Source organism: Tannerella serpentiformis (assembly GCF_003033925.1).
Classification (GTDB): Bacteria; Bacteroidota; Bacteroidia; order Bacteroidales; family Tannerellaceae; genus Tannerella; species Tannerella serpentiformis.
The window spans coordinates 438416-454687 of record NZ_CP028365.1 but is presented as its reverse complement, the minus strand read 5'-3'; the positions used below and the strand labels follow the sequence as shown (position 1 = coordinate 454687).

At 54.8% G+C, this 16272-nt stretch carries 13 protein-coding genes; 6 read left to right on the top strand and 7 right to left on the bottom strand.

Features of this window, described 5'->3' with window-relative positions; all coding sequences use genetic code 11:
- Window positions 1–5 precede the first annotated feature (5 nt).
- Window positions 6–746, top strand: coding sequence for a PP2C family protein-serine/threonine phosphatase (locus C7123_RS01840; protein ID WP_107490559.1), 741 nt, complete (start codon window positions 6–8; stop codon window positions 744–746).
- Between the two features lie 656 nt (window positions 747–1402).
- Here C7123_RS01840 and C7123_RS01835 read toward each other — a convergent pair.
- The 7 genes from C7123_RS01835 to C7123_RS12800 all read right to left on the bottom strand — a co-directional run bounded on the left by C7123_RS01835 (window position 1403) and on the right by C7123_RS12800 (window position 7296).
- Complete coding sequence (locus tag C7123_RS01835; protein WP_083206920.1) at window positions 1403–2722, bottom strand: Na+/H+ antiporter NhaC family protein; 1320 nt, start codon at window positions 2720–2722, stop codon at window positions 1403–1405.
- Between the two features lie 9 nt (window positions 2723–2731).
- Window positions 2732–3316 carry a sugar O-acetyltransferase gene (locus C7123_RS01830; RefSeq protein WP_069175591.1) on the bottom strand — a complete coding sequence of 195 codons (585 nt, stop codon included), beginning with the start codon at window positions 3314–3316 and terminating at the stop codon, window positions 2732–2734.
- 3 nt (window positions 3317–3319) lie between these two features.
- Window positions 3320–4510, bottom strand: a complete 1191-nt coding sequence (locus C7123_RS01825) for a class I SAM-dependent rRNA methyltransferase (protein ID WP_069175590.1) — start codon at window positions 4508–4510, stop codon at window positions 3320–3322.
- Window positions 4507–5097, bottom strand: a complete 591-nt coding sequence (locus C7123_RS01820) for a 3'-5' exonuclease (RefSeq protein ID WP_069175589.1) — start codon at window positions 5095–5097, stop codon at window positions 4507–4509. The genes C7123_RS01825 and C7123_RS01820 overlap by 4 nt, the downstream gene beginning before the upstream one ends.
- Window positions 5094–5648: a DUF5063 domain-containing protein gene (locus C7123_RS01815; RefSeq protein WP_069176398.1), complete on the bottom strand. Its 555-nt coding sequence runs from the start codon at window positions 5646–5648 to the stop codon at window positions 5094–5096. The genes C7123_RS01820 and C7123_RS01815 overlap by 4 nt, the downstream gene beginning before the upstream one ends.
- Before the next feature lie 27 nt (window positions 5649–5675).
- Entirely contained in the window at window positions 5676–6557 is an 882-nt protein-coding gene (gene fabD / locus C7123_RS01810) for an ACP S-malonyltransferase (RefSeq protein WP_069175588.1), read from the bottom strand.
- Between the two features lie 115 nt (window positions 6558–6672).
- Window positions 6673–7296 carry a hypothetical protein gene (locus C7123_RS12800; RefSeq protein ID WP_159049799.1) on the bottom strand — a complete coding sequence of 208 codons (624 nt, stop codon included), beginning with the start codon at window positions 7294–7296 and terminating at the stop codon, window positions 6673–6675.
- Between the two features lie 427 nt (window positions 7297–7723).
- Between C7123_RS12800 and C7123_RS01805 the strand changes: the two genes are divergently transcribed.
- The 5 genes from C7123_RS01805 to C7123_RS12795 all read left to right on the top strand — a co-directional run bounded on the left by C7123_RS01805 (window position 7724) and on the right by C7123_RS12795 (window position 16254).
- Window positions 7724–10156: a transglycosylase domain-containing protein gene (locus tag C7123_RS01805; protein WP_083206919.1), complete on the top strand. Its 2433-nt coding sequence runs from the start codon at window positions 7724–7726 to the stop codon at window positions 10154–10156.
- 257 nt (window positions 10157–10413) lie between these two features.
- The gene (locus C7123_RS01800; protein ID WP_069175587.1) at window positions 10414–10776 is read left to right on the top strand and encodes a hypothetical protein; all 363 of its coding nucleotides are present in this window, start codon (window positions 10414–10416) and stop codon (window positions 10774–10776) included.
- Window positions 10777–11201: 425 nt separating this feature from the next.
- Window positions 11202–14198, top strand: a complete 2997-nt coding sequence (locus C7123_RS01795) for a SusC/RagA family TonB-linked outer membrane protein (RefSeq protein WP_069176396.1) — start codon at window positions 11202–11204, stop codon at window positions 14196–14198.
- 21 nt (window positions 14199–14219) lie between these two features.
- Window positions 14220–15662, top strand: a complete 1443-nt coding sequence (locus C7123_RS01790) for a RagB/SusD family nutrient uptake outer membrane protein (RefSeq protein WP_069175586.1) — start codon at window positions 14220–14222, stop codon at window positions 15660–15662.
- 157 nt (window positions 15663–15819) lie between these two features.
- Window positions 15820–16254: a hypothetical protein gene (locus C7123_RS12795; RefSeq protein WP_037998367.1), complete on the top strand. Its 435-nt coding sequence runs from the start codon at window positions 15820–15822 to the stop codon at window positions 16252–16254.
- Window positions 16255–16272: the final 18 nt, after the last annotated feature.

Genomic DNA, 16272 nt, shown 5'->3' with positions numbered 1-16272 from the left:
GTCTTATGCAAATAGTCGTCGGACAACCCTTTGCCGCCTCAGAAACGGGCGGGCGAGCGAATAATGAGGACGCCATCTATCCGGCCATTGGGCAGGCGGCACGGGGCACGGGTGCGCTGTTTGTCGTCTGTGACGGTGTGGGCGGAGCCGAGCGGGGCGAAGTGGCCAGTGCGCTGGCCTGCGAGGCCTTGGCGGACGGCATGGCCGTGACAGGAGGGCGTGATGTGCAAGAAGCGGTGAAGTACACCGAGCGACGTTTCGACGAATATCTCGCCGCGCACCCCGAGGCGGTGGGCATGGCTACGACGCTCACGATGCTTGCCTTCGACCGCGGCGGGGGCGTCACGGTGGCGCACATTGGCGACAGCCGCGTGTACCAGTTTCGCGACGGTCGGATCGTCTTTCGCACGGAGGATCATTCGCTCGTCAACGTGTGGGTCAAGCTGGGGCGGATCACGGCCGAGGAGGCCGCGCGCCATACGCAGCGGCACGTCATCACGCGTGCCATCCAAGGCTCGAGCGCACCCGCGGAGGCGGACGTGGTGCGCCTCACGGACGTGCGCCCGGGCGACCGTTTCCTGCTCTGCACGGACGGTGTGACGGACGTCATCACGGACGACGCGTTGTCGTCCCTTTTTGCCACGCACCCCACGCCCGAGGCCGTCGGCCGGGCAATCATCGACGCGTGCTCGGTCCGGGCGCGCGACAATTTTTCGTTTTACATCGTTCCCATCCTCCGCGGCTGATAGGCTGCCGGTTGAATGTCGCGTCATGCGACACGAAATGGCTTCGACGGTCGGAAATGCCATTTCATGCGACATGAAATGGCTTCGACGGTCGGAAATGTCGTTTCATGCGACATGAAATGGCTTCGACGGTCGGAAATGTCGCGTCATGCGACATAAAACGGCTTCGACGGCTGGAAATGTCGTTTCATGCGACATAAAACGGCTTCGACGGCTGGAAATGTCGTTTCATGCGACACGAAACGGCTTCGACGGTCGGAATGTCATTTCATGCGACATAAAACGGCTTCGACGGTCGGAAATATCATTTCATGCGACATAAAATGGCTTCGACGGTCGGAAATGTCATTTCATGCGACATGAAATGGCTTCGACGGTCGGAAATGTCGTTTCATGCGACATGAAACGGTTTCGACGGCTGGAAATACTGTTTCTGGTGACCCGAAATGGCTGCAAACCTCTTTTTAGTCATTTCTGGTGACCCGAAATGGCTGCAAACCTCTTTTTGGTCGTTTCTGGTGACCCGAAATGGCTGCAAACCTCTTTTTAGCCGTTTCCGGTGACCCGAAATGGCTGCAAACTACTTTTTAGTCGTTTCGGGCGAAAAGATGGGCTTCCGGCGTTCCGCTGCATCGTTTCAAAAGATGGATTTCGATTCAGCTGTATTTGCGCGGCAGACGCAGGGCGATGGCCAGGATGGCGCAGGCGCCCATGATGAAGGGGTAATAGAGGTAGCCGACGATGGCGATGGGCGAGACTTCGGCGAAACGGGCGGCCAGAAGCAGCTGCGCGCCGTAGGGGATCAGGCCCTGGATGAGGCAGGAGAAGGTGTCGAGGATGCTGGCCGACTTACGCGGATCGATGCCGTAACGGGCGGTGATCTCACGCGCCATCGAGCCGGTGGTGAGGATGGCGATGGTGTTGTTGGCCGTGCAAATGTTGGCCACGGAGACGAGTGCGGCGATGGCCGCTTCGGCGCCACGCTTGCCGCGAATGCCGCGCGTGAGGCCACTCATGAGGTAGTCGATGCCGCCGTTGAAACGGATCAGCTCGAGCATGCCGCCGGCGAGCATGGTAACAATAATGAGTTCGCCCATGCCGACGATGCCTTGCCCCAAGGCGCCGATCCAAGGCCAAAACGTGACCGTGCCGAAGACGGCGCCGACGAGGCCACAGACGACGATGCCGAGGGTCAGGACGGCGGCCACGTTGATGCCGCGGGCGGCGGCGATGAGGACGACGAGGTAGGGGAGGGCCAGCCAGGGCGAATGGGTGTCGGTGCTGAGCGGCGTCTCGGCGAGGTGGGCGCCTTGGAAAGCGTAGATGACGAAGGTGGCGATGGCGGCGGGCAGGACGATGCGGAGGTTGACCCGAAATTTATCGCGCATGCTACAGCCCTGGGTGCGTGTGGCGGCGATGGTGGTGTCGGAGATGAACGAGAGGTTGTCGCCGAAGAAGGCACCACCCGTGACGACGGCCGCAATGTACTCCACGGGCAGACCGAGCGGCTCGGAGAGTCCGAGGGCGATGGGCACGAGGGCGACGACGGTGCCGACGCTCGTTCCGATGGAGAGGGAGATGACGCAGGAGGCAAGAAAAAGACCCGGTAGGAGTAGTCCGGCGGGCAACAGGCGGAGGATGAGGTGGACCGTAGCGTCGATGGCGCCGATGCTCTTGGCGGCTTCGGAAAAGGCGCCCGCCAGGACGAAGATCCAGATCATCATCAGCAGGTTGTAGTCCGCCACGCCGCGCGAGAAGCGCAGGACGCGTTTCTCGGTCGATAGCCCGCGGGTGATGGCCACGGCGTAGACCGAGGAGACGAGGAAGGCCACGGTGATGGGCATCGCGTAAAAGTCGCGGAGGATGAGCGAGGTCAGCAGGTAAACGGCCAGGAAGACGACGAGCGGCGTGGCGCCGATCCATCGTGCCGCGGCCGGGATGTGGGGATTGATTTCTTGGGCGGGGTTATGGTCCATTGTGATGCGTTATAGGGAGTGAGTAGCGTCCTCTCCGGCCTCTAATGGGCGGATGACGCGGCAGGGATTGCCGACGGCGAGCGAGTCGGCGGGGATGTCGTGCGTGACGACGCTGCCCGCGCCGATCACCGTGCGATCGCCGATCGTGACACCGGGGCAGATGATCGCTCCGCCGCCAATCCAGCAGTCGGCGCCGATGGTGACGGGGCGCGCATGCTCGCGGCCCGTGCGGCGCTCGAGATAATTCAGCGGGTGATGGGGCGTGTAGATCTGTACGGCGGGGCCGATGAGGGTGTGGTCGCCGATGCGGATCCATCCGCCGTCGAGGAAGGTGCAGCCGGCATTGATGTAGACGCCGTGGCCGAGGCGGATGCCGTGGCCGTGGTCGCAATGGAAGGGCGGACAGACGACGGACGTCGGGGGGATGCCGGGGATGAGCTGTTCGAGCAGCTCGCGGAAGCCGCCGCTGTAAGTCGACATGGTACGCATGCGGGCCAGCAACTCCTTAGCGTGCCGGAAGCTGGCTTGCAGCTCGGGCGATTGGAAGTCGGGCGACTCGCCGCGGCGCATTTTCTCGATCTCGGTATGATGCATGCGCTATTCGACTTCTAAGACGAGGCCTTTGAGGTATTCGCCTTCGGGGTGATAAATGCTGACGGGATGATCGGCGGGTTGGGTGAGCTGATGCAGGATGCGGACGTGGCGACGCGTCTGTGCGGCGGCGGTGAAGACGGCCAGTCGGAAGTCGTTGCGACTGACCACCTGCGAGCAGGAGAAAGTGAAGAGGATGCCTCCGGGCCGAATCTTCTCAAAAGCCGCGGCGTTGAGTTTGCGATACCCCTGGAGGGCGTTGCGGAGCACGTCGCGATGCTTGGCGAAGGCCGGGGGATCGAGGATGATGAGGTCGTAATCGTTGCCGGCACGTCGGAGGTAATCGAAGGCGTCTTCGGCAAAGGCGCGGTGGCGGTCGTCGTCGGGGAAGTTGAGGGCGACGTTGCGCTCGGTCAGGGATACCGCCTTCGAGGAGCTATCGACGGAGTGTACCGCCCGCGCACCGCCGCGCATGGCGTAGACGGAGAAGCCGCCGGTGTAACAAAACATGTTCAGCACCGTGCGACCGCCGGCGTACTGCTCTAAGAGCCGACGGTTCTCGCGTTGATCGACGAAGAAGCCCGTCTTCTGCCCCTTTAGCCAGTCGATGCCAAAGCGTAAGCCGCGTTCCGTGGCGAGGTGTTCGCCGCCGGAGTAACGCCCCAGTAGGTACTCGTCGGTGTGATCGAGGGCGGCCTTGAAGGGCAGTGTGCCGTCGGATTTATAGTAGATGGCTTGTAGGCGATCGCCGAGGAGCTCGCGCAGGGCCGTGGCGATGTCGTGGCGGGCGTGGTGCATGCCGACGGAGTGCGCCTGCATGACGGCCGTGTCGGCATACATGTCAATGACGAGGCCCGGCAGGCGGTCGCCTTCGCCGTAGACAAGTCGGTAGGTATCGTTCTCCGGCGCATGGTCTAAGCCTAGCATTTGACGGAGGTTGTAGGCCGAGCGGAGTCGGTCAAGCCAGAAGGCATGGTCGATCGTCACTTCATCGAAGGCAAGCAGCCGGACGGCGATGCTACCGATCTGATAGTGCCCTACGCCGAGCGGTCGGCCATCGGCAGCGAAGACCTCTACCACGGCGCCCTCTTCGGGCTGGCCGTCGATACGTGCCACGGCGCCGGAGAAGATCCACGGATGGAGGCGCAGCACGGACTCCTCCTTCTTGGGCTTGAGGTAAATCTTGGGGTATATCATGAGCAGAGGTGTTTGTAGATGCGCAGGCAGGCCCAAGCGTCGAGGGCGGCGTATTTCTGTTGCGCGGAGGTGAGTACGTTGGCGTCCCAGTTGGTGAGGCGTGCTCGTTTGGAGATTTTCTTTTGGAAGAGGATGGCGTAGATCTTTTGCAGGCCGGCCTCGTTGATGCCGTAAGAGGGCATGAGCTTTTGTAGTTCGATAAAGCCCGCCGGCTGGAGCGTCTCCACCCGTTCACGAAGCATATGGAAGTCGTCGGCCAGCGAGAGGCCGATCTTCGTCACGTCGGCGTTGGAAAGGAAGCCCACGAGTGGCTCCGGAATACCGCCGAGACAGTTCAGCCGAAAGAGGTAGCACGTCTCTTCGGTAGCCACTTGTACGAGCGACACCTTGTGGTGCTGATCCTTGCGAAAGTTGGGGCGTGTCTCGGTGTCGAAGCCTACGCGTGCCTCGGCTGATAGTTCGGCAACGGCCCGAGCTACGTCCTCCGGGCAATCCACGACGACGATTTGCCCCGCATATTCTTCTTGGGGCAGCGTAGCGATTTCTTCTTTGGTGATTTTGGCGGGGAGAGGAGGGTGTAGTGTCATGTCGTGGGGTCGGTTAGGGTGAATTCTTCGTTGTAACGCACTGCGTGGAGGGCCTTGAGGGCGTTGAGGAGCGTTTGGCCCCAATAGAGGCGGAAGTTTTCCGTACAGCGCGCCAGTGCGGCGTGCATCGTGGGCTCATGCTCCTGGCGGAAAAGGGAGACGAAATCGCCGAGGTCTTGGTAGAGATCGGACAGGTTCTCGGAGATAAAAGCAGCGATAGGGGTGTCGCTGTATCGCATGTCGGGCAGGAAGGTTTCGAGGTAGCTATCGTGTTGTCCGAGCAAAGCGGAGAGTCGGGTGCGCAGTGCCTCGTAAGTCTCTTCGGTGATGAAAGGCGCGAGGTCGACGTCTTCATCGTCGTCGACCTCGACCTCGGGTAGGAGCGTCGCTTTGAGATAGAGCAAGGGGAGCAGCTTGGTCGCCTTGTCAACAAATGCGAAGAGGTCGGCGCCCTCACGCTCGGTTTTTTCTAACCACGAACAGCACTCGAAGGCCACAGCGACAAACTCCAGCGTGTTCTTATCGTAGAGTGGATTATTTCCCTTCTCCATCGGCTCCTTGTTGCTATACATTATAGATTACTGCAAACCGTCGACAGCCACGGCGGGCTCAATTTTCTTGATCAATCCCTGCAGCACATTGCCCGGGCCCAGCTCCGTGAAGTGCGTAGCGCCGTCGGAGGCCATGTTGCGCACGGTTTGCGTCCAGCGGACGGGTGAGGTGAGCTGCGCGATGAGGTTGCGGCGGATCGCGTCGGGATCGGTCTGCGGTCGTGCGTCCACGTTCTGGTAGACGGGGCAAACGGGCTGGTTAAAGTGGGTCGACTCGATCGCCTCGGCCAGTTCGGCGCGTGCGGGCTCCATCAGCGGGGAGTGGAAGGCACCGCCCACCTTCAGCTTGAGGGCGCGTTTGGCACCGGCGGCTTTCATCTTCTCGCAGGCGGCGTCAACACCAGCAAGGGTACCCGAGATGACGATCTGTCCGGGGCAATTATAGTTGGCGCAGACAACCACCTCGTCCGTGATCTCAGCGCAGATCTGCTCGGCCTGCTCGTCGGCCAGTCCGATGATGGCGGCCATCGTGGAAGGCGTCTTCTCGCATGCCTTTTGCATGGCCTGTGCACGTTTAGAGACAAGCGTGAGGCCGTCCTCGAACGAGAGTGCGCGGGCGGCGACGAGGGCAGAGAACTCGCCCAGCGAATGGCCGGCCGTCATGTCCGGACGGAAGGCGTCGCCCTGCGTGAGCGCCAAGATGACGGAGTGGAGGAAGACGGCGGGCTGGGTGACTTTCGTCTGCTTCAAGTCGTCGTCCGTGCCGGCAAACATGAGGTCGGTGATGCGGAAGCCGAGGATGCCGTTGGCTTGTTCAAACAGATCTTTCGCGAGGGGATTTTCGTCGTACAGCGACTTGCCCATTCCAACGAACTGGGCGCCCTGGCCAGGAAAAACATAGGCGTTCATACTATCTTTTATCGTTTTGGTTTTAAGCGCGGCAAAAGTAGGCGCAGTTTGGAAAGGGGGAAACCCGTTCGCGATTCGATGGCCAGTCCATCGAGGGCGAAAGTGCGTAGCGGGATCAGATTGGCACTTCGGATATAGATCGCAGGAGCGTATAGCCTCTAAACGATCTATCGGAGCGAAACGGATGCCCTCGACGGCGGATCTCCCTTTCCAGAAATCTTTGCAACGTGAGCTTGAACGAAAGAATGAGGCTCCTAATCCCTGAAGAATGGCTTGGATAGAGCGCTGTAACGGCCAAAGTGCTTTTGGGAATGCTTGCGGAACTTCCGCAAACGCCAAAGCGTTCTCTTTTTGATTTGCGGAACTTCCGCAAGCGCCAAAACGTTCTCTTTTTGATTTGCGGAACTTCCGCAAGCGCCAAAACGTTCTCTTTTTGATTTGCGGAACTTCCGCAAGCGCCAAAGCGTTCTCTTTTTGATTTGCGGAACTTCCGCAAGCGCCAAAACGTTCTCTTTTTGATTTGCGGAACTTCCGCAAGCGCCAAAGCGTTCTCTTTTTGATTTGCGGAACTTCCGCAAGCGCCAAAACGTTCTTTTTTGATTTGCGGAACTTCCGCAAACGCCAAAGCGTTCTCTTTTTGATTTGCGGAACTTCCGCAAGCATTTCCAAAAACGTTTTGGTCATGGCGTGGCTCCCGTAGAGACTCCCGGCGGGCTTTATTCTTATTTATCGGACTCACGCGTAGTTCTAAATCGCCATAGATGGGCAGAAGGCTTGAAGGTGGCTGCGGTTTTTGATGTGGTTGTCCGAGAAATACACATCCCGATAGACCCTGAAATCAAATTAATTCGCTGCGTGTACTTTTGCGCCCTTGGAAAAGAGAAGATTTCAAGTGATACGGAAACATGAACCCTCTGCTACTCATGGCCCATTGGGGCGTTGGAGAAGTGCTTCTTGCGATAGCCATTTTGGCTTTGCTTTTCGGAGATCGACGGACGTGGGAGGTACTCAAACGTTTGGCGCAGACCCTACGGACACGACTGCGTTCGTTTCGGCCGAAAACGACACACCACCGATCGGCATGATACGGCTATCGCTAACCGATGGCTCACTTCTGTCTTATCCCCCACACGATTTGCTATTACATCTACCCCTTCTATTTTGATATGAAAGAGATAAAGAAAAACGTCGGACACTTCGCTGCCAATGGGGCGGGGTCTCATCGCAAATCCGGCGACCCCACGAACCGCAAGCTGCACCTTCCGTCTCGCGGTCGACAGCGCTTCATTGCCGCCATATGGATCACCGCAGGAAGTATAGCGGCACTCGTGTTCATCATCTTCTTTGCCATCTCGCAAGGATGGATTGGCTATGTGCCGGCTGTGGAGCAGCTCGAAAATCCGATAGATCGCTATGCTACGCAACTCATTTCGGCCGACGGAAAGAGTCTCGGGAGCTTTTCCTACAGTCAGGACAACCGATTTTATGCCAGCTATCAAGATCTGTCCCCCGATTTGGTTCAGGCGCTCATAGCCACGGAGGACGTGCGCTTCACGGATCACAGCGGAATCGATGTCCGTGGACTCTTCAGGGCCATTGTGAAACGCGGATTGATGGGCCAACGTAGCGGTGGTGGCGGTAGTACCATCACGCAGCAGTTGGCCAAACAGCTGTACTCCCCCAGCGTAGAAAGTTTGACCGAGCGACTCCTCCAGAAGCCCATTGAGTGGGTCATTGCCGTCCGTTTGGAGCGCTACTATACCAAAGAGGAAATCATCAATATGTACCTCAATAAGTTTGACTTTCTTCATAACGCAGTCGGAATACGATCCGCTGCGCAGTCCTACTTTGGGAAAACTCCGGCTACGCTGACTACCGAGGAGGCCGCAATGCTGATCGGTATGTGCAAAAATCCTTCCTACTACAACCCGATTCGTTATCCCGAGCGCACCCTGGAACGCCGCAACACCGTCTTCCGCCAAATGGTCAAGGCTGGGTTTATGACCGAGGCCCGCTGCGAAGAATTGAGCGCCAAGCCGATCGTCTTACACTATACACAACTCGATCATACGGACGGCATAGCACCCTATTTCCGCGAATATCTCCGTGTCACGATGATGGCTAAAAAGCCCGAGCGTAGCGATTATTCCAAATGGCAGCAGCAGAAGTATTTGGACGACTCCCTGGCCTGGGAGACGAACCCCCTTTATGGCTGGTGCAACAAAAATCGAAAGGCCAACGGCGACCCCTATAATTTATATACCGACGGACTGAAGGTATACACTACCATCGACTCCCGCATGCAGCAATACGCCGAAGAAGCCATTGCCGAACACCTCGGGAAGCATCTTCAGCCTGCTTTTTTCCGTGAGAAACGTCGGAAACCCTATGCGCCTTTTTCAGAAGATATTACCGAGAAGCAGCGGAAGGATATTCTCGATCGAGCCATGAAGCAGAGCGATCGTTACCGCGCACTCAAACAAGCTGGATACTCCGAGAAGAAGATTCGGGAGAACTTCAACGAAAAAGTAGAGATGCAGGTCTTCACCTGGAAGGGAATTGTCGACACGACGATGTCGCCGATAGACTCCATCATCTATTGCAAAAGTTTATTGCGTACCGCCTTTATGGCCATGGACGTTCGTACGGGGCAAGTCAAGGCCTACGTAGGCGGCATCAACTTCGATAAATTCAGATACGACATGGTGACTACCGGGCGCCGTCAAATCGGATCCACCATGAAGCCCTACCTCTATTCATTGGCCATGATTGAAGGTTTTACGCCTTGCGATCAGCTTTTACATGTCCAACCCGTTCTTTATGACGAAGGCGGAAACGCGTGGATACCTCGAAACCCCGGCGCACGCCGTATAGGAGAGATGGTAACTGTCCAATGGGGGTTACAAGTATCCTCCAACTGGGTCACGGCCTATCTGATGAAACAACTTTCGCCCTACAGTCTGGTTCGATTGCTCCGTTCCTATGGTATGCATAGCCACATCGATCCCGTGGTCTCTATTTGCTTGGGTACGCCGGACATCTCAGTGAGTGAAATGGTCAGTGGTTACAGCGTTTTCGCCAATAAAGGCATTCGTGTAGAGCCGCTTTATGTGACACGCATTGAGGACTCCTTCGGAAATACCATCGCCACGTTCGCTCCGCAGGTTAACGAAGTTTTACCTGAAGAAGCGGCTTACAAGATGCTATACATGTTGCGCAGTGTGGTCGATGGCGGTACAGCAGGGCGTGTGCGATACGGCTATGATATTACCGCGCAAATGGGAGGCAAGACGGGAACCACTCAAAATAACTCCGACGGTTGGTATATGGGCTTCACGCCTTCCTTAGTAGCCGGTTGTTGGGTGGGCGGGGAAGATCGATCGATCCACTTTGACAAAATGGACGAAGGACAGGGTGCCGCAATGGCTTTACCTATCTATGGTCTATTTATGAAGAAGGTCTATGCTGACAAGAAGCTCGGTTACTCGCAATCGGAGACCTTCGATGTCCCCAAAGAGTACGCCAACCCCTGTCGCGGATACGTCCCAATGGAATCCGACTACTCCAACCACACCGGAATCGACGATCTATTCAATTAGAGGCTCGAAATTAAGTTCTAAGACAGCCCCGAAAGGTCTCCAGTCCATCCGACTGGAGACCTTTTGTTTTCAGATACGTGTGAAGCCTTACTTGATTTTCTGATGAGACCTTCTTTTCTTTCCTTGAGAAAAGAAAAGAAGCAAAAGAAACTCAAGCCCTCTGCCGAGGGCGGGGAAGTTTTTCCGGGTACCTCGAGAATAGCTGGAGGTCTTGAATCTCTCAAATTACTGGCTTCTAAATACGTACCAGGCCAAATTTGGCTGGCGTCCCTGACGCCTTGATCTTCTTTTGCTTCTTTTCTTCTATCAAGAGAAGAAAAGAAGATCATGTGGCCTTACTTGACTTTCTGATGGGACCTTCTTTTCTTTCCTTGAGAAAAGAAAAGAAGCAAAAGAAACTCAAGCCCTCTGCCGAGGGCGGGGAAGTTTGGCCGGGTACATCGAGAATATCCGGAGGTTCTGATTCTCTCAAATTATTGACCTATAAATACGTACCCAGCCAAATCTGGCTTTCTAATGAGACCTTCTTTTCTTTCCTTGAGAAAAGAAAAGAAGCAAAAGAAACTCAAGCCCTCTGCCGAGGGCGGGGAAGTTTGGCCGGGTACCTCGAGAATAGCTGAAGGTCCTGAATTTCTCAGATTACTGGCCTCCAAATTTGTGCGGTCTCGAATGGCTTCTCGATAGGATATGTAGAGGAGTGTATACTGTACGCCTCTAATGCCTACCGGAATAAAAAGCACTCTCTCCTCAAAAAATCTGCGTTTGATGTAGTTCCCTTTTGTCTTCTATTGTCGGGTGTGTCGATGGATGAAATTCCGTATATGGTGGAAGCCTTTTTGTCAAGGATACTTTCAGGGCGTATCTTTGTAATCGTTTTTTAATCCATATCCACATGAATAGAAAAGATCATTACACAAGTCATCGAACGAAACAAGGCAGTTGGCGAAAGCTGTTGCCTGCCATTGGCCTGGTTGTCACCCTTTCGATGCAAGCCGAAGGTGCCGGAGCGGCGACCGTAGGCAGTGCAGCCAGTCGTGCACCGGAAATGGCGACGCTAACACAACATCAAAAACGTACCGTGGTCGGAACGGTTATCGACGAAACAGGCGAACCGGTTATCGGGGCCAATATCCTCGTGAAGGGAACAGCTACGGGCACAACGACAGACCTCGACGGACATTTTTCGATTGAAGCCGAGGGTTCGCAGGTCATGTTAGTCATCTCTTACATAGGTTACAAGCGTTTGGAGGTGTCGGCTACGGCGGGGCAACCTGTTAAGGTACGTCTGGAGCCGGAAGACAACGTGATGGACGAAGTTGTCGTCACGGGTTATGGCACATTCAAAAAGTCAGCCTATGCTGGATCGGCTTCGAATGTGAAAGCCGATAAAATGCAGGATGTTCCAGCCGTTTCGTTTAAGGATTTGTTGCAAGGAAACGCTTCAGGCGTGCAGTTTTCCTCCTCTTCCGGTCAGCCGGGAGCCGCCTCGACACTCAAGATCCGTGGCATGGGATCGTTCAACGCCAGCAATGCGCCGCTTTATGTCATCGACGGCGTACCCGTACGGTCGGGATCGATTAATAGTCTCAGCTCGCGTGCAGGGCTTGACATCATGTCCACGTTAAATAGCTCCGACATCGAAAGCATTACCATCATTAAGGATGCAGCTGCGGCTTCGCTTTACGGATCGCGTGCGGCCAACGGTGTGGTGCTGATTACCACCAAAAGAGGCAAGTCAGGAAAGCCTGCCTTCTCCTTCAAGGCCGATTTTGGTAGTTCAGACTTTGCGATGGAGTATCGCCCGATCATGGGCGGAGAAGAACGTCGCCAATATATCTACGACGGACTCGTGGCGGGCCAAATGAAACGCGGGAAGACCGAAAGCGCGGCGCGCGCATACGCCGATAAACGCATCAACAACTTCGCGCCCATTCCGTGGAGCGGCTATACGGACTGGGATGACGTATTGTTTCGCAAAGGCAGTCACAGCAGCTACGAAGCCTCGATCACGGGCGGATCGGACAAGTTCAAATACTATTCATCTCTCTCTTACCTCAAGCAAGAGGGTATCGCCTACAACTCAGGTCTGGAACGCATCAGCGGACGCCTTAACGTGGATTATCAGGCCACGGATCGCTTGAAATTGGGCGTAAATATGTTGCTGGCCACCGTAAATCAAGAAGTAAACAGCGAGGGAACGTCTTATGTTTCACCTTTCTACACATCGCGCAATGCCGTTGTGCCTTCAGATCCGGTTTACAACAAAGACGGCAGTTGGAACCGCAATATGATTCGTATCGGCGACCGCAATCCGGCCCAGTCGGCAGCTTACGACTATCAACGCGAATACGTTACGCGTACTTTTAATACGCTCTTTGCCGAATATGAATTCATTCGTGATCTCAAGTTCCGCTCCACCTTCAGTTATGATTACGTGAACACAAAGGGAAAGGACTGGAGTGACCCACGCACGGCCGAGGGACAGGACAAAAATGGTATCATGGATAAGCGCTACAGCGAATTGAGTAAAATGACTTGGGCAAACCAATTGAGCTATCGGACGACCCTATCGGACAATCATCACCTCGATGCGCTGATCGGATACGAGGTTGACGATCAATATAGTGACTATCTGCTCGGAATAGCCAGTAATTTCGCTACGCCACAGAAAAACGAGATCAGTAACGGTATGAAAACCGAAGCCGTAGGCGGAAGTAATACGCGATCGCGGATGGTGTCTTACATCTCTCGCTTAAATTATGATTATCGCAATCGCTACTACTTAGGAGGTAGTTTCCGCACCGACGGAAGCTCTCGCTTCCACCGCAATAGCCGTTGGGGCAGCTTCTGGTCCCTCTCAGGCGCTTGGCGGGCCATCGAGGAATCGTTTATGGAACCTACAAAAGGCTGGTTGTCCGATTTGAAGCTCCGCGCGTCGTATGGCGTGAACGGAACACTTCCTTCGGATCTCTATGGCTATATGGGGCTTAGCGACCTCACGAATGGCTATTTAGAGCAACCTGGAATCATTCGGTCGCGGCTCCCGAATATCGATTTGAAGTGGGAGACGAACCACAACCTCAATCTGGGTCTCGATCTGGGCCTCTGGAATCGTATCAACGTGACGCTGGAATATTATGTCCGTACGACGAAGAATCTACTCATGGATCGCCCGATTTCGATGACTACGGGATTTTCGAGCTACCTGATGAACATTGGCGAGGTGAAAAATCAAGGCGTGGAGTTGGAAATCGGTTCGACAAACGTGCAGACGAAGGACTTTACCTGGACGACGAATTTCAATATCTCGCACAACCACAACGAAATTGTCAAACTCGACGGATTGCAGACTGAGATCATCGGCGGATATCAAATTCACCAAGTCGGAAAGCCTTACCGTACCTTCTATATGATTGAATTTGCTGGCATTAACCCTGAAACGGGTGCGCCACAGTTCTACACGAACGAACGGGATGCTAACGGCAACTATAAGAAGGATATTACCGAAGATGTAAGCAAGGCAAACGCTGCCGTACTCGATAAATACGCGGATCCGGCCGTGATAGGCGGTCTGAGCAACTCGATTCGTTACAAATGGTTCGACCTGAGCTGCATGTTCTCCTATCAGTTTGGCGGATATGCCTACGACGTATGGGCGCAGAAGACGGAACACGGTGGCAACGATATGCGGGCTAACATACCGACCTATTATCGAAACAGTTGGCGGAAGGCAGGCGACGTGACCAGCTACGAACTTTTCTACGAGAACCCCGCGGTAGCCATGAACAAGATTTCGACTTCTCGACGCCTGCACAGCACAGACTTTATCCGTCTAAAAACGCTCACCTTAGGCTTCACACTGCCCAAAAACTGGGTAAAGGCAGCGCATCTTGAGAACGTACGCCTCTATGCTTCCGCAAATAATCTCTGGACCTGGGCGGCATACGATTATTATGATCCCGAAGCCACCGAAGGCGGTTCGGCAACGTGGGGAACGCCTCCGCTCAAAACCGTCATCTTTGGCTTAAACATGAACTTCTAATCTCAAAAAAATGATCGAATCATGAATCGCTTGAAATATATCACCCTCTTTTTGGTTGCCGTCCTGATCTCCTCGTGCGGCAACGATTGGCTCGACGTGGAGCCCTCGACATCCATACAGACCGAAAGCGGCGTCAAGTCGCTGAAGGAAGTGGAGTTTTCCCTCAATGGCATTTACAGCACGATGCAAAGTGCCGATGCTTATTCCGGCCGACTCGTTTATTACGCTGACGTGACGGGCGACGACATGCAAGCCGTCAGCTCGACTAAGCGAACGGCCAATTACTATCGCTTCAATTTCACGAAAGACAACGGTCCGTCCAGTCATTGGGCTTACCTCTACAACATCATTCAGAATTGCAACGTAGTGTTGGCCAGCCTCGATCGCATCACCGCAAAAGACGCTGAGAAGGCTTATCGCAACGATTTGCGAGGCCAGGCGCTCGCCATCCGTGGCATGGCGCTCTTTGACCTGACCCGCATCTTCGGCTACCCCTATACGAAAGACGGCGGGGCCTCGATGGGTGTCCCCATCATCGAAACCGTTTCCGGCACGGAGGATAAGCCCTCCCGCAGCTCCGTGGCCGAATGCTACACGCATATCATAGCCGACCTGAAGTCCGCCTCGGAACTCCTCGGGGAGAAGTTCAACAAGGGGAAGTTCAATAAGTGGGCCGCTCTGACGTTGCTGAGCCGCGTGTACCTCTATAAAGGCGAAAATGCGGAGGCCCTGAAAGCCGCCAAGTCCGCTATTGAAGGCGCGGAGAAGAACGGGTATGCCCTCTGGTCCAATAAGGCTTATCCGACGGCTTGGGGAGCAGACGCGTCGTCCGCAGATCAAGGCGAAGTGCTGTTCGAGATTGTCAATCTCACCACCGACTCGCCCGGCAAGGAGAGCATGGGTTACCTGAACTCCAAAGACGGATACGACGACATGTGCATCACCGCCTCGTTCTATCGTTTGCTCAAGGAGAACCCCCGCGATGTACGTCTGAAGCTCCTCAGCTTCGACGGCAAGCAGTACGCGTATGTCAATAAGTATCAGCCGCAACCGGGAGAGAATATTGCCGATGCCAATATACCCCTTTTGCGTCTGTCGGAAGCCTATCTGAATGCAGCTGAGGCCGCAGTCAAGACTGGCGACAACGCCACAGCCGTGACTTACCTCGATGCCATTGTTCATCGAGCAGATCCCGACTCTACGGTGAAGGGAAAAACCTTGACTTTGGCCAATGTACTCAATGAGCGACGCAAAGAATTAGTTGCAGAAGGACATCGCATGTATGATGTAATGCGTAATGGCCTTTCGATCAAACGTGAAGACGTCGAGGAGAGCGCCATCAGTCGCACCCGCCACGACACGCCCTACATGGAGTACGATCGCACGTTCTATATGATCGTCCTGCCCATCCCCAAGGGCGAGATTGATGCCAATCCCAACATCAAGCAAAACCCCGGCTATTGATTGGATCTCATTTAGGAGAACAAAAAGAGCGGCAGGCCAGTTTGGTCTGCCGCTCTGTGTTTCCACCCATGCGTTAGTTCGGAAATAGGCCGGCGCTAGACCTCCAAATACGTATCAAGTCAAACTTGGCTGGCGTCCCTGACGCCTTGATTTTCTTTTGTTTCTTTTCTTCTATCAAGAGAAGAAAAGAAGATCATGGAGCTTTACTTGGCTCTCTAATGAGACCTTCTTTTCTTTCCTTGAGGAAAGAAAAGAAGCAAAAGAAACTCAAGCCCTCTGCCGAGGGCGAGGAAGTTTGGCCGGATACATTCATATAAGTCGGATGCCTGAAATTTGGCTGGCGCTGGATCTCCAAACAGGTACCAAGCCAAACTTGGCCGGCATCCCTGATGCCTTGATCTTCTTTTGCTTCTTTTCTTCTATCAAGAGAAGAAAAGAAGATAATGATGCCAGAAAGATCTTGCATCAAAAGAATAAAATCAGCTACACCCTGAAAATCAGCACATACAACAGCTCCGTAAAAATTTTTCTACGATTTTTTCGCGAAAAGTTTGTTGCTATTCAAAACAGTTATACTTTAGCCGCCGCTTAGGACAGCGGTCATAAGTCA

What these genes read in the sequence shown, in the direction of transcription:
- C7123_RS01840 (WP_107490559.1), top strand. Translation starts at nt 6, where the DNA reads ATGCAAATAGTCGTCGGACAACCCTTTGCCGCCTCAGAAACGGGCGGG.
- C7123_RS01835 (WP_083206920.1), bottom strand. Translation starts at nt 2,722, where the DNA reads ATGGACCATAACCCCGCCCAAGAAATCAATCCCCACATCCCGGCCGCG.
- C7123_RS01830 (WP_069175591.1), bottom strand. Translation starts at nt 3,316, where the DNA reads ATGCATCATACCGAGATCGAGAAAATGCGCCGCGGCGAGTCGCCCGAC.
- C7123_RS01825 (WP_069175590.1), bottom strand. Translation starts at nt 4,510, where the DNA reads ATGATATACCCCAAGATTTACCTCAAGCCCAAGAAGGAGGAGTCCGTG.
- C7123_RS01820 (WP_069175589.1), bottom strand. Translation starts at nt 5,097, where the DNA reads ATGACACTACACCCTCCTCTCCCCGCCAAAATCACCAAAGAAGAAATC.
- C7123_RS01815 (WP_069176398.1), bottom strand. Translation starts at nt 5,648, where the DNA reads ATGGAGAAGGGAAATAATCCACTCTACGATAAGAACACGCTGGAGTTT.
- fabD (WP_069175588.1), bottom strand. Translation starts at nt 6,557, where the DNA reads ATGAACGCCTATGTTTTTCCTGGCCAGGGCGCCCAGTTCGTTGGAATG.
- C7123_RS01805 (WP_083206919.1), top strand. Translation starts at nt 7,724, where the DNA reads ATGAAAGAGATAAAGAAAAACGTCGGACACTTCGCTGCCAATGGGGCG.
- C7123_RS01795 (WP_069176396.1), top strand. Translation starts at nt 11,202, where the DNA reads ATGGCGACGCTAACACAACATCAAAAACGTACCGTGGTCGGAACGGTT.
- C7123_RS01790 (WP_069175586.1), top strand. Translation starts at nt 14,220, where the DNA reads ATGAATCGCTTGAAATATATCACCCTCTTTTTGGTTGCCGTCCTGATC.